We start from the raw sequence: 13875 nt of genomic DNA on the forward strand, positions 1-13875 counted from the left end.
TGACCCCAGCCATGTCCATGGCCACCGCTGTCACAAGATCGCCATTCGGCCGTCATGAGCGAAACACTCTCGTGCTCCTGTGGTCCCTTTCGTCACCCCTGTCCCGGCGACACGTCAGCTTCCCTCTTCTGCACGGCAGTTGCCCCCTGTACCGTCCCGCTCATGCCGAACAGCATGCGCATGACCACCTGGAGAACGCTCGCCGTGGCGGCCGTCGCCGTCCTGGCGGCCGTCCTCCTCAGCCCGGCGGCGCACGCCGCCCACCAGGACGCCCGCGGCCCCCGCGAGAGCCGGCCCGTCTACTCCTACGCCGACGCCGTCCGCGAGTCCGTCTGGGTCGACACCGGACTCGACGGGGACGGCGACGGGAAGTCCGACCGCGTCGCCGCCGACATCGTCCGGCCCCGGGAAGCAGCCCAGCAGGGCCGCAAGGTGCCCGTGATCATGGACGCCAGCCCCTACTACTCCTGCTGCGGACGCGGCAACGAGAGCCAGCTGAAGACGTACGACGCGGACGGCCACGTCGTGCAGATGCCCCTGAACTACGACAACTACTTCGTGCCGCGCGGCTACGCCTTCGTCGGCGTCGACCTGACCGGCACCAACCGCTCGGACGGCTGCGTCGACGTCGGCGGCCGCTCCGACATCCAGTCGGCCAAGGCCGTCGTCGACTGGCTCAACGGCCGTGCCAGGGCCTACAGCACCCGCACCGGCACCACCCCCGTCAAGGCCACCTGGACCGACGGGAAGACCGGCATGATCGGCAAGAGCTGGGACGGCACCATCGCCAACGGCGTGGCCGCCACCGGCGTCAAGGGCCTGAAGACCATCGTGCCCATCAGCGCCATCTCCTCCTGGTACGACTACTACTTCTCCCAGGGCGCCCCGCTCTACGGCTCGGGCCCCGAATGGCTCTCCGACGCGGTCGAGAGCGACGCCGCGCACGCCCACTGCGCCGCCGTGCAGCAGAAACTCGTCGACGGGGCCCCGCGCAACGGCGACTGGACCCCCTTGTGGTCCGAGCGCGACTACGTCAAGGACGCGGGCAAGGTCCGCGCCAGCGTCTTCGTCGTCCACGGCATGCAGGACCTCAACGTCCGCACCAAGAACTTCGGCCAGTGGTGGGACGCCCTCGCCGCCCACGGCGTGGAGCGCAAGATCTGGCTCTCCCAGACCGGCCACGTCGACCCGTTCGACTACCGCCGCGGCGCCTGGGTCGACACCCTGCACCGCTGGTTCGACCACGAACTCCTCGGCTACGACAACGGTATCGACCGCGAACCCATGGCCGACGTCGAACGCCACCCCGACCAGTGGGAGACCACCCCGCTCTGGCCGCCGCGCGGCACCGCCACGACCACCCTGCGTCCCGCGCCCGGCACCACCGCGGGCGTCGGCACCCTCGGCCTGCGGCCCGCCCGGGGCACCGAGACCTTCACCGACGACCCGAAGCGCAGCGAGACCGACTGGGCCGCGCGGATCGACAGCCCGTCCCCGGACAAGGCCGGGTTCGTCACCGGCCCGCTCACCCGCGATCTGCGGCTGTCCGGTTCCTCCCGGGTCACCGTGACCGCCGCGTCCACCACCGCGAGCGCCCATCTGTCCGCCGTCCTCGTCGACGTCGGCCCCGACACCATCCGCGACTACACCGACGCCGGCGAGGGCATCACCACGCTCGCCGCCCGCACCTGCTGGGGCGCGAGCACCGCCGGGGACAGCGCCTGCTACCTGGAGACGGCCGCGAAGACGACCGCGGTCGACTTCACCGTCGTCAGCCGCGGCTGGGCCGACCTCGGCCACCGCACCCCGCAGGGCAAGGGCGGCCCGCTCGTCCCGGGCAAGGCGTACACGCTGACGCTCGACCTGGCCGCGACCGACCACGTCGTGCCCCGGGGCCACCGCCTGGCGCTGATCGTCGCGGGCACGGACAAGGACCTCATCGACCCGCCGTCCACCACCCCGACCCTCACCCTGGACCTGTCGCGCACCTCGGCCGCCCTCCCGCTGGTCGGCGGCGCACCGGCGTTCGCCCGCGCCACCGCCTCCGCCACGACCGGCCGGACCGCGTCCCCGCACGCCCTGACCGGCCTGCGCGCCCCGCACACCGCCCACCCGCTGCCCGGCCGGTGACGGCCCGGCACTGACAGGCGCCGCGAGCGCGCCGAAGGAACGGGGGCGGCCGGGCCGACGGGCCGGCCGCCCCTCCCGTCCGCCGGGCCCACCGGTCCGGCACGCGGCACCGGCCGACAGCCCTGCCGGGGGCCCGCCTCCCCCCGGCACGGCCGGACCGTGTTCCCGCACCCCGACCGGCCGGCTCGCCCCGCGCTCGGCCCCCCGCATGGCTCATCCGTCGCCCGGCCGGTGACGGCCCCGGCACCGAGCGGCGCCGCGAGCGCGCCGGAGGCGGGCCCGGCGATCTCCCTGTCCACCGTCCACCGCGCACACCACCCGGTCCGGCACGCGGCACCGACCGGCAGCCGCCCTGAGACCCCCGCTCTCTCCGCCACGTCCGGGCCGCGTCCCCGCGCGCCCTGCCCGCTCGCCCCGCGCGCGCCCTCGCGTCCGCCGGACCGGCGCGCGCCGCCGGTCCGAGCCCGCGCCCGCGCCGTCGCGCGCTCCGGCGCCGGGCCGCACGCGTCCGCCCGCATCCAACCGGCGCACCTGCCCCCCGCGCGCCGCCGGCCCACCGGGTCGAGCGGGTGACACGGCGCCGCGCACCGCGCGTACCGCTTCCGCGCGCCCCAGGCGGGCGCCCTCCCGCGTCCGCCGCCCGGCCGGTTCCGGGCTGCCGTCACGCGGGCACGGTCGCGAGGCGCGGTCAGTTCGAGGGGGCCGGGACCGCGAGGCCGGCGGCCTGCCGCGCGCAGCCCCAGGCCACGGTCACTCCGGCGCCGCCGTGGCCGTAGTTGTGGACCAGGGTCCGGCCGTCCGGCAGGGTCTCGCGCTCCAGGCGTACGCCGGTGCGCCGTGCCGGGCGCAGTCCCACCCGGTGCGCCAGCACCCGCGCACCGGCGATCTCCGGCCGCAGGGCCGCGCACCGGGCGACGATCCGCTCGGCCACCGCCGGATCCGGCTCCGTCGACCAGTCGTCCTCCTCGGCCGTCCCGCCGAGCAGGAGACCGCCCGGCTGCGGGATGTAGTAGACGGACTCCGCGGAGACGTCGTCGACGGCGGTCAGCCAGGTGGTGACCCCCGGGTTCGCCACGACCACCAGCTGCCCGCGCACCGGATGCACCTCCGGATCAGGAACGAGATCGCGCGCGCCGAGCCCGGCGCAGTTCACCACCACCGGGGCGTCCACGGCGGCCAGCTCCGGCACCGTCCGCTCCTCGATGACCCCGCCCGCGGCGCGCAGCCGCTCCCGCAGCCACGGCAGATGAACCGACATGTCGACCACCGGCAGCCGCGCCCACAGCGCCGTACCCGCGTACTCCCCGGCGCGCGCCGGGCGCAGCCCCGGCACCCGCGCCGCCCACGCACCGAGCCCGTCCAGCCGGGTGCCGCCGTGCACGCCCTCGACCATCCGCACGCCGGTCTCCTCGGGGCGCGCGGCCAGCTCCGTGTACACGTCCAGCGTGTGCAGCGCCCACTCCCCGACGAGCGCCTCCGGCTCGATCCGGTACGGCCACCACAGGCCGCCGGCCACCGCCGAGGTCGTCCGCTCGGCGGGCTCGCGCGCCCACACCCGCACCCGCCGGCCGCCCTCGGCCAGCACCACGGCGGTGGTCAGTCCTATGACCCCGCCGCCGACCACCACCACATCGCCGCTCAGTTCACCGTTCATCCCGGGACCGTAGCCGAAGGCGCCTGGGCGCGCCCGGCCGGATCCCCGTGCCCGGCCCGCACCGGGCTGCGGGCCGGGCACCGCCAGGCTCTAGGATCGGCCCTCTGATGACTGCCACCCTCGTCGCCAAGAACCTCGCCGCCGGACACGGCGACCGCGCGCTGTTCACCGGGCTCGACCTCGTCGTCGCCCCCTCGGACGTGATCGGTCTCGTCGGCGCCAACGGCGCGGGCAAGTCCACCCTGCTGCGGATCCTCGCCGGACTGGCCGTGCCCGAGCAGGGCGACCTCGCGCTCTCCCCGCCGACCGCGACCGTCGGCCACCTGCCCCAGGAACCCGAGCGCCGTCCCGGCGAGACCGTACGGGAGTTCCTGGCCCGCCGCACCGGGGTCGCCGCCGCCCAGCGCGCCATGGACGAGGCCACCCAGGGGCTCGTCGACGGCGCCCCGGGCGCGGACGACGCCTACGCCGCCGCCCTGGAGCGCTGGCTCGGCCTCGGCGGCGCCGACCTCGACGAACGCGCCGAGGAGACCACCGGCTCGCTCGGTCTCGCCGTCGACCTGGACCAGGCCATGACGTCCCTGTCGGGCGGCCAGGCGGCCCGCGCCGGGCTCGCCTCCCTGCTGCTCTCCCGCTACGACGTCTTCCTGCTCGACGAACCGACCAACGACCTGGACCTGGACGGCCTGGACCGGCTCGAACGCTTCGTCACCGGTCTGCGCGCGGGCACGGTCGTCGTCAGCCACGACCGCGAGTTCCTCACCCGCACCGTCACCAAGGTCCTCGAACTCGACCTCGCCCAGCGGCAGATCAATCTCTACGGCGGCGGCTACGCGGCCTATCTGGAGGAGCGCGAGGTCGCCCGCCGGCACGCCCGCGACGACTACGAGGAGTACGCCGACAAGAAGGCGGCCCTCCAAGAGCGCGCGCAGACGCAGCGGGCCTGGATGGACAAGGGGGTGAAGAACGCCCGGCGCAAGGCGGGAAGCGACAACGACAAGATCGGCCGCAAGTTCCGCAGCGAGGCCAGCGAGAAGCAGGCCGCCAAGGCCCGCCAGACCCAGCGCATGATCGAGCGCCTGGAGACCGTGGAGGAGCCCCGCAAGGAGTGGGAGCTGCACCTGGAGATCGCGGCGGCCCCCCGCTCGGGCGCGGTCGTCGCCACGCTGCGCGACGCGGAGGTGCGGCGCGGCTCCTTCGCGCTCGGTCCCGTCTCCCTCCAGATCGACTGGGCGGACCGGGTGGCGGTCACCGGAGCCAACGGCGCGGGCAAGTCCACCCTGCTCGCCGCGCTGCTGGGCCGCCTCCCCCTGGACGCGGGGCACGCCACCCTCGGCTCCGGCGTCCTGGTCGGCGAGGTCGACCAGGCCCGGCACCTGTTCCACGGTTCCGAAGCGCTGCTGGACGCCTTCCGCGCGGCCGTCCCGGACACCGAGCCCGCCGACGTACGCACCCTGCTCGCCAAGTTCGGCCTGAAGGCGGACCACGTGCTGCGCCCCGCCGCGACGCTCTCGCCGGGCGAGCGCACCAGGGCCGCGCTCGCCCTGCTCCAGGGCAGGGGCGTCAACCTGCTCGTCCTGGACGAGCCGACCAACCACCTGGACCTGCCCGCCATCGAGCAGCTGGAGTCCGCCCTGGACGCCTACGAGGGCACTCTCCTGCTGGTGACCCACGACCGGCGCATGCTGCGGGCCGTCCGCACCACCCGCCGCCTGGAGGTCGTGGACGGCAAGGTGAGCGAGTACCCGGGCGCGTTCTGAGGGCCGGTCGCGGCGGCGGCCCCGGGAGGCGCCCACCGGGGCCGCACCCACGGGGCTTTACACTCGGCAACCGTTGTCCAGCGCACAGAGACCGCACCGCAGACCGAAAGGCATGGTTGTCCATGTTCCAGGACGCGCCCATCTACCACCAACTCGTCGCCGAACGCGGGGACGTGCCCGCACGGGTCCGTGACGCGGCGACGAGCATACGGCGGGAGCTCGACCAGGTGATGCGGACGGGCCGGCCGTCGGGCGCCTTCGAGCCCGGCCCCGCCGGACGCGGCGCCGGTCCCCGCGCGCACTCCGCGCTGCCCCCCGGCCAGAGCCCGCGCTGACGTCCCGCAGCGCCGCCGGGCCCCCGGCCCCGTCGCACCCGGCCCGCCCCGCCCGCGTGTCCCAGGCAGTGACACGCACCGGACGGTGGACGGCCGGCCGCGCCGGGGCCTTTTCGAGGGCCTGAGGACCACCGGGCCCGGTCCGCGCCGCCGCACGGCGGCGCCGACCGGGCCCGCGGTGTGTCAGCGGCGGCCCTTGTCCCCGCCGTTCAGCAGTCCCGCGCGGCGCAGCGCGTCCGCCATGGCGCTGTTGGCCGGCGCCGGCGCCTGACGCGCACCGCCGCCGCCCCCACCGCCGCCGCGCCCCTGGCCCTGCCGCTGCTGCGGCGGCCGGCCGCCGCGCTGCCTGCGCGCCTCACCGCCGCCGCCCTGGCCCTGCCGCTCCTGCGGAGCCGCCGTGTCGTCCAGGCGCAGGGTCAGCGAGATCCGCTTGCGCGGGATGTCGACGTCCAGGACCTTCACCTTGACGATGTCACCGGGCTTGACCACGTCCCGCGGGTCCTTCACGAACGTCCTCGACATCGCGGAGACATGCACCAGACCGTCCTGGTGGACGCCGACGTCCACGAACGCCCCGAAGGCCGCCACGTTCGTCACCACGCCCTCCAGGACCATCCCGGAGGACAGGTCGGAGATCTTCTCCACGCCCTCCTTGAAGGTGGCCGTCCGGAAGGCGGGCCGCGGGTCGCGCCCCGGCTTCTCCAGCTCCTTGAGGATGTCGGAGACCGTGGGCAGACCGAAGGTGTCGTCGACGAAGTCGGCCGGGCGCAGCGAACGCAGCACGCCCGTGTTGCCCACGAGGGAGGCCACCTCCTGGCCCGTCGTCTTCACCATGCGGCGCACCACCGGATACGCCTCCGGGTGGACGCTGGAGGCGTCCAGCGGATCGTCGCCGCCACGGATCCGCAGGAAGCCCGCGCACTGCTCGTACGCCTTCGGGCCGAGCCGGGAGACCTTCTTCAGCTGGGCGCGCGAGGTGAAGGGGCCGTTGGCGTCGCGGTGCGACACGATGTTCTCGGCGAGGCCCGAGGTGATGCCGGAGACCCGCGCGAGCAGCGGCACGGACGCCGTGTTGACGTCCACGCCCACGCCGTTCACACAGTCCTCGACCACCGCGTCCAGGGAGCGGGAGAGCTTCACCTCGGAGAGGTCGTGCTGGTACTGGCCGACGCCGATCGACTTCGGGTCGATCTTCACCAGCTCGGCCAGCGGGTCCTGGAGCCGGCGCGCGATGGACACCGCGCCGCGCAGCGACACGTCCATGCCGGGCAGCTCCTGCGAGGCGTAGGCGGAGGCCGAGTACACCGAGGCGCCCGCCTCCGACACCATCACCTTGGTGAGGTTCAGCTCCGGGTGCCTGCTGATCAGGTCGGCGGCGAGCTTGTCGGTCTCCCGCGAGGCCGTGCCGTTGCCGATGGCGATCAGTTCGACCGCGTGCTCCTCGGCCAGCCGCGCCAGCGTGGCGATGGACTGGTCCCACTTGTTGGCCGGGACGTGCGGGTGGATCACGTCCGTGGCGACGGCCTTGCCGGTCGCGTCGACCACGGCGACCTTCACGCCCGTACGGAAGCCCGGGTCCAGGCCGAGCGTGGCGCGGGTGCCGGCCGGGGCGGCCAGCAGCAGGTCGCGCAGGTTGGCCGCGAACACGTCCACCGCCTCGTCCTCGGCGGCCGTGCGCAGCCGCAGCCGCAGGTCGATGCCGAGATGGACGAGGATCCGGGTGCGCCAGGCCCAGCGGACGGTGTCCTTCAGCCACTTGTCGGCGGGCCGGCCGCGGTCGGCGATGCCGAAGCGGTGCGCCACGATCCCCTCGTACGAGGACGGTCCCTCGGTGGCCTCCTCGGGCTCCAGGACGAGGTCGAGGACCTCCTCCTTCTCGCCGCGCAGCATCGCCAGGATCCGGTGCGAGGGCAGGTCGGTGAACGGCTCGGCGAAGTCGAAGTAGTCGGCGAACTTCGCGCCCGCCTCCTCCTTGCCCTCGCGCACCTTCGCGGCCAGCCGCCCGCGTGTCCACATGCGCTCGCGCAGCTCGCCGATCAGGTCGGCGTCCTCGGAGAACCGCTCGGCGAGGATCGCGCGGGCCCCGTCCAGGGCGGCCTGCGGATCGGCGACGCCCTTGTCCGCGTCCACGAACGCCGCCGCCGCGGCCGACGGCTCGACACCCGGGTCGCCGAGCAGGCCGTCCGCCAGCGGTTCGAGGCCCGCCTCGCGCGCGATCTGCGCCTTGGTGCGCCGCTTCGGCTTGAACGGCAGGTAGATGTCCTCCAGCCGCGCCTTGGTCTCGGCGCCGCGGATCCGCGCCTCCAGCTCGTCGGTGAGCCTGCCCTGCTCGCGCACCGACTCCAGGATCGCGGCCCGCCGGTCCTCCAGCTCCCGCAGATAGCGCAGCCGCTCCTCGATCGTGCGCAGCTGCGCGTCGTCGAGCGTCTCGGTGGCCTCCTTGCGGTAGCGGGCGATGAAGGGCACCGTCGAACCGCCGTCGAGCAGCTCCACGGCGGCCTTGACCTGCCGCTCCCGTACGCCGAGCTCCTCGGCGATCCTGCCTTCGATGGACCCTGTGAGGGGTGTCGTCACGTTCCCGTACCGCCTTCTCCACTTCGGGTTGCGCGGCAATTGTGGCAGGCGGCACCGACAAGCGGGGGACAGGGCGGTGTCCGGCGGGGCGCGTCGCGCGCCCGGACCGCGCCGCACGCGCTGCGCGCGCCCCGACGGGCGTCCACCGGACGCATGGCAGAAAAGGTGGGGAATCCGTCGTTGCGGCCGTCGGCGGGGCCGCCGAGAATCGGGACCATGGCGCAGCGAACCGTTCTCTTCGTCCTCTTCGACGGCGTGCAGAGCCTGGACGTCACCGGCCCCCTGGAGGTCTTCGCCGGTGCCGAGAAGCAGACACCCGGCAGCTACCGGGTGCGCACGGCCTCCCTGGACGGCGCACCCGTACGCACCTCCAGCGGTCTGAACGTCGTACCGGACTCCTCGCTCGACGAGGCGTCCGTGCCGCACACCCTGGTCCTGCCCGGCGGCGAGGGCACCCGCAGGCCCGATCCGCGCCTGGTCGACTGGGTGCGCGGACAGGGGCCGCGCGCGGCCCGGCTGGTCTCGGTGTGCACCGGCGCGATCCTGCTGGCCCGAGCGGGGCTGCTGGACGGCCGCCGGTGCACCACCCACTGGGCGTACTGCGCCACCCTGGCCCGCGACCACCCGGCGGTGCGGGTCGAGGCCGACCCGATCTTCGTACGGGACGGCACGGTGTCGACCTCGGCCGGGGTCACCGCGGGGATCGACCTGGCGCTCGCGCTCGTCGAGGAGGACCTGGGCCGGGACACCGCGCTCCGCGTCGCCCGCCATCTGGTGGTGTTCCTGCGCAGACCGGGCAACCAGGCCCAGTTCAGCGCCCAGCTCACCGCCCAGACGGCGCACCGCGACCCGCTCCGGGACCTCCAGCAGTGGATCACCGAGCACCCGGCCGGCGACCTGGGCGTGGACGCGCTGGCCGCCCGCGCCGCCCTCTCGCCGCGCCACTTCGCCCGCGCCTTCCGCGCCGAGACGGGCATGACACCCGGCCGGTACGTCGACCGGGTCCGCCTGGAACACGCCCGGCGGCTGCTGGAGGACACCGCCGACGGCGTCGAGGAGATCTCCCGGGCCAGCGGTTACGGCACCCCCGAGGCCATGCGGCGCGCCTTCGTCCGCACTCTGGGCGCCGCCCCGGCGGAGTACCGCCGCCGCTTCCGCCCCGCCCCGACCGCCTGACCGCCGCGCGCGCACCGCCTGACCGCCGCGACCCGCGTACCACCTGCGCACCGCGCACCACGCAGCACGCGCCCCGCGCCCATCACACGCCCCCACCGGAGGGAACACCATGCAGATCGCCATCGTCCTCTACGACCACTTCACCGCCCTGGACGCCGTGGGCCCCTACGAGACGCTGGGCCGGCTGCCCGGGGCGGACACCGTCTTCGTCGCCGAGCGGACCGGGCCCGTGCGTGCCGACACCGACAACCTCGCCCTGAGCGCCGACCGCACCCTGGCCGACGTACCGTCCCCCGACATCGTGGTCGTGCCGGGCGGCCCCGGGCAGCGGACCCAGATGGACAATCCGGTGCTCCTCGACTGGCTGCGCGCCGCCGACGCGACCACCACCTGGACCACCTCGGTGTGCACCGGCTCCCTGCTGCTGGGCGCCGCCGGACTGCTGCGCGGCCGGCGCGCCACCTCGCACTGGCTGGCTCTCGACCACCTGGGGACCTTCGGCGCCGAGCCCACCGGCGAGCGGGTGGTGACCGACGGCAAGTACGTCACCGCCGCCGGTGTCTCGGCCGGCATCGACATGGGCCTGACCCTGTTCGGCCGGATCGCGGGCGACGAGCGGGCGCAGGCCGTCCAGCTCCTGATCGAGTACGACCCGCAGCCGCCCTACGACGCCGGGTCCCCGCAGAAGGCGCCCGCCCATCTGGTGGAGGAGTTCCGCGGCGCCGGACGCGCGCGCTGATCCGGAGCCCTACCCGGCGCTCCAGGTGAAGCGCGGTGTCCTGCGCTCCAGGAAGGCGGCGACCCCCTCGGCGGTGTCGCCGCTGCCGCGTGCCTCGGCGCTCCAGTGGGCGTCCCGGCCGGTGCGGCCGTCCGCGAACTCCTTGGCCGCCGCCTGCGTCAGCTGCGAGCGCGCGGCCAGCACCCCGGTGAACTCCGCGACCCGCTTGCCGAGTCCGCCCCCGGGCAGCACCTCGTCGACGAGACCGGTGCGCAGCGCCCGCTGCGCGTCGATCAACTCGCCGGAGAAGAGCAGGTACTTGGTGGTGGCCGGGCCCACCAGGGACACCAGCCGCCGGGTCGCGGAGGCGGGGTAGACGATGCCGAGCTTCGCCGGGGTCACCCCGAACAGCGCGCCCTCCTCGGCGAACCGCAGATCGCAGGCGGCCGCGAGCTGGGCGCCGCCGCCGACGCAGTGCCCGCGCACCGCCGCCAGGGTCGGCTTGGGGAAGGCGGCGAGCGCCTCCTCGGCCGCCACCGCCAGCGTTTGCGCCTCCTCGGGCGAGCGCCGGAGCGTGGAGATGTCCGCCCCGGCGCAGAACGTCCCGTCCGCGCCGGTCAGCACCAGGACCCGTACGCCCGGATCGGCGGCCAGGCGGTCCAGGAGCGGTGGCAGCGCGCGCCACATCGCGGCGGTCATGGCGTTGCGCTTGGCCGGGTGGTGGACGACGACGGTGGCGATCGCGTCGGTGACGTCGTGCAGCAGCTGCGGCTCCATGGCCCGGATGCTATCGGTGCGAGCGGGTGTGCGAACGGGACGGGTGCGACCGCGCTCCCGGGGCGGTGCCGCCCGCGCGATCCGTACAAACCGAAGAGTTCGCAAACGCGGCACCGACTGAGCAGAACCGTTTCTCTGGGGGGCCGGAACAGCCAGGAACGATCGGGACGCGCCGGATACCGGCCGACTTGCGTCAGTCCTTGGGGATGAGCGCCGCGTTACCAACACTCGACGTGTGGTGACAATCGAGCGCGAGGGCGGCGACCGGACGATGGACGACCAGGGGCGCGGGAACGGACCGCGCCCGGCAGGCGGCACGGGGGCCCCGCCGACCGGAGCACCGCCGCACCCGCTGCCGTACGAGGGAGTCTGGCGCTTCACCGCGCCCGCCGTCGACGCCTCCGTCCCGCAGGCCCGGCACGCCGTGCGCGACCTGCTGCTGCGCCAGCGGGTGCCGGTCTCCGACGACCTGGTGCACGGACTGCTGCTGATCGTGTCCGAGCTGGTCACGAACGCGGTGCGGCACGCGGCGGTGGTGTCGCCGGTGCTCGCCGTGGAGGTGGCCGTCGGCGCCGAGTGGCTGCGGGTCTCCGTGGAGGACGGCCACCCCTACCGGCCGACCGCGCTGGAGACCGACCACGGCCGCACCGGCGGGCGCGGACTGCTGCTGGTGCGCGAGATCGCCCGGGAGGCCGGCGGGGTCTGCGACGTCCAGCACACGGCGAGCGGCGGCAAGGTGATCTGGGCCGCCCTGCCGCTCACCCCCGCGTCGTAGCCGTCGTGACCGCCGTGGGCCCCGTAGCCGTCGTAGCCGCCGTGGCCCCGGCGGGCCGGGCCCTACGGCCTCACCAGCCCGCGGGGCCGGTCAGCTCCCGGACCGCCGGACGGGCCGCGTCCAGCACCGTCATGAACCACGCGGAGAACGGGTCGCGCGCGTGCCGCTCGGCCAGCTCCGCCGGGGAGACGAACGCGGTCGCGCCGACCTCCTCCGGATCGGGCCGCAGCGCCGACTGCACCAGGCCGACGAACAGGTGGTTGAACTCCTGCTCCACCAGGCCCGACGCCGGGTCCGGGTGGTTGTAGCGGACGGTGCCCGCCTCCGCGAGCAGCGTCGGCGAGACCCCCAGCTCCTCGTAGGTCCGCCGGGCCGCCGCCGCGAACGGCGACTCGCCGGGGTACGGATGACCGCAGCAGGTGTTGGACCACACGCCGGGGGAGTGGTACTTGCCCAGCGCCCGCTGCTGGAGCAGCAGCCGGCCCTGCTCGTCGAAGAGGAACACGGAGAAGGCGCGGTGCAACTGCCCCGGCGGCTGGTGCGCGGCGAGCTTCTCCGCGGTGCCGATCGTCACGCCGTCCTCGTCGACGAGTTCCAGCAAGATCGCGTCCGCGGTGCCGTTCGACGAGCTGTGCGTCGCGGTGGCAGGTGTGATCGGCATACCCATCCTTCGCATCGGTCCTCGAGCCCCAAGTCTGCCGCACGAAACCGGCACTCCCGGCACTTCCCGGCGTACCCGCATGTCCCGCGCCCGGGTGTGGACACGACCGGACACGGACGCTCAGCGCACGAGGGCCCGGTTACTGATCGTGCCCTGCCGGACACCGGCGGAACCGTCGGGGTCCCCCGGCGGACCGGCGCCCGGGACGGCGCTCAGTGGCACAGCCGCGCCTCGTGCTCGGCGTGCCCGCCGGGCTCCAGCTGGAAGGTGCAGTGCTCCACGTCGAAGTGGTGGCCGAGGCAGCCCTGCAGCTCGTGCAACAGCTTTTCGTGACCGATGGCGCTCAGCACCTCGGAACTGACCACCACGTGCGCGGACAGTACCGGAAGGCCGGAGGTGATCGTCCAGGCGTGCAGATCATGGACGTCCTCGACGCCGTCCAGGGCCAGGATGTGCGCGCGCACCTCGTCCATGTCCACGTTCTTCGGGGCGGCCTCCAGCAGGACGTCCAGGGTCTCGCGCAGCAGCTTGACCGTGCGCGGCACGATCAGCAGGCCGATGGCGAGCGAGGCGACCGGGTCGGCGGCCTGCCAGCCGGTGAGCAGGATGACCGCGGCCGAGATCATGACGGCCAGCGAGCCGAGCGCGTCCGCGGCCACCTCCAGGAAGGCGCCCCGCACGTTCAGGCTCTCCTGCTGGCCCCGCATCAGCAGCGTCAGCGACACCGAGTTCGCCACCAGGCCGATCAGACCGAACACGATCATCAGCCCGCCGTGCGTCTCGGCGGGCGTCATGAACCGCTGCACCGCCTCGTACAGGACGTAGCCGCCGACGCCGAGCAGCAGCAGGCAGTTGGCCAGCGCGGCGAGGATCTCGGCGCGGGCGTAGCCGAAGGTGCGGTTGCCGCCCGCCGGCCGGTTCGCGAAGTGGATGGCGAGCAGCGCCATGCCCAGGCCCAGGGCGTCCGTCGCCATGTGCGCGGCGTCCGCGACCAGCGCGAGCGAGTCCGCGAGCACCCCGCCGACGATCTCCACCACCATGACGGCGAGCGTGATCGACAGCGCGACGCGCAGCGTGCCGCGGTGGGCGGCCGCCGCCGTACCGGCGGCGCCGTGCGTGTGCCCGTGGTCGTGACCGGCCCCCATAGCCTCTCCACCCTCCTGAGTTCCGTCCCGGATATCCGCCAGGAACCACAGTGAACTACGGGCGGGGGGTATGGGGCAACGCGGCACTGAACACCGTTGTCATGTGCCCTGACCTGCGTAAACGATCCGCAGGTCAGAACGTTTCGGCGGGGCGGCGCCCCGGCGCGCGG

At 74.5% G+C, this 13875-nt stretch carries 11 protein-coding genes; 6 read left to right on the top strand and 5 right to left on the bottom strand.

The features are described 5' to 3' along the window. The first annotated feature begins 162 nt into the window (after positions 1-162). Positions 163-2130, top strand: a complete 1968-nt coding sequence (locus tag R4Z62_RS29175; protein ID WP_491521356.1) for a Xaa-Pro dipeptidyl-peptidase — start codon at positions 163-165, stop codon at positions 2128-2130. Between the two features lie 688 nt (positions 2131-2818). On the opposite strand, the gene R4Z62_RS29180 is transcribed toward R4Z62_RS29175, so the two are convergent. Then, the gene (locus tag R4Z62_RS29180) at positions 2819-3784 is read right to left on the bottom strand and encodes an FAD-dependent oxidoreductase (RefSeq protein WP_107440717.1); all 966 of its coding nucleotides are present in this window, start codon (positions 3782-3784) and stop codon (positions 2819-2821) included. A 107-nt stretch (positions 3785-3891) separates the two neighbouring features. On the opposite strand from R4Z62_RS29180, the gene R4Z62_RS29185 reads away from it, so the two are divergent. After that, positions 3892-5544, top strand: a complete 1653-nt coding sequence (locus R4Z62_RS29185) for an ABC-F family ATP-binding cassette domain-containing protein (RefSeq protein WP_491521357.1) — start codon at positions 3892-3894, stop codon at positions 5542-5544. Positions 5545-5666: 122 nt separating this feature from the next. Further along, positions 5667-5879, top strand: a complete 213-nt coding sequence (locus R4Z62_RS29190; RefSeq protein ID WP_064536334.1) for a hypothetical protein — start codon at positions 5667-5669, stop codon at positions 5877-5879. Between the two features lie 183 nt (positions 5880-6062). Here R4Z62_RS29190 and R4Z62_RS29195 read toward each other — a convergent pair whose 3' ends face one another. Beyond that, positions 6063-8453: a Tex family protein gene (locus R4Z62_RS29195; RefSeq protein ID WP_355480631.1), complete on the bottom strand. Its 2391-nt coding sequence runs from the start codon at positions 8451-8453 to the stop codon at positions 6063-6065. A 216-nt stretch (positions 8454-8669) separates the two neighbouring features. On the opposite strand from R4Z62_RS29195, the gene R4Z62_RS29200 reads away from it, so the two are divergent. Together R4Z62_RS29200 and R4Z62_RS29205 are read left to right on the top strand one after the other, a co-directional pair. Continuing rightward, entirely contained in the window at positions 8670-9629 is a 960-nt protein-coding gene (locus R4Z62_RS29200) for a GlxA family transcriptional regulator (protein WP_064536338.1), read from the top strand. A gap of 109 nt (positions 9630-9738) precedes the next feature. Further along, positions 9739-10368, top strand: coding sequence for a DJ-1/PfpI family protein (locus tag R4Z62_RS29205; RefSeq protein WP_064536340.1), 630 nt, complete (start codon positions 9739-9741; stop codon positions 10366-10368). A 9-nt stretch (positions 10369-10377) separates the two neighbouring features. Here the strand turns inward: R4Z62_RS29205 and R4Z62_RS29210 are convergent, their stop codons facing one another. After that, complete coding sequence (locus R4Z62_RS29210; protein WP_382848107.1) at positions 10378-11124, bottom strand: enoyl-CoA hydratase/isomerase family protein; 747 nt, start codon at positions 11122-11124, stop codon at positions 10378-10380. Between the two features lie 271 nt (positions 11125-11395). On the opposite strand from R4Z62_RS29210, the gene R4Z62_RS29215 reads away from it, so the two are divergent. Continuing rightward, on the top strand, positions 11396-11899 hold the full coding sequence (locus R4Z62_RS29215; RefSeq protein ID WP_355480656.1) for an ATP-binding protein: 504 nt from the start codon (positions 11396-11398) through the stop codon (positions 11897-11899). Positions 11900-11969: 70 nt separating this feature from the next. Here R4Z62_RS29215 and idi read toward each other — a convergent pair whose 3' ends face one another. Together idi and R4Z62_RS29225 are read right to left on the bottom strand one after the other, a co-directional pair. After that, positions 11970-12560: an isopentenyl-diphosphate Delta-isomerase gene (idi, locus tag R4Z62_RS29220; RefSeq protein ID WP_018568719.1), complete on the bottom strand. Its 591-nt coding sequence runs from the start codon at positions 12558-12560 to the stop codon at positions 11970-11972. 212 nt (positions 12561-12772) lie between these two features. After that, positions 12773-13705, bottom strand: coding sequence for a cation diffusion facilitator family transporter (locus R4Z62_RS29225; protein WP_064536346.1), 933 nt, complete (start codon positions 13703-13705; stop codon positions 12773-12775). Positions 13706-13875 lie beyond the last annotated feature (170 nt).

Source organism: Streptomyces sp. PL-25 (assembly GCF_058344915.1).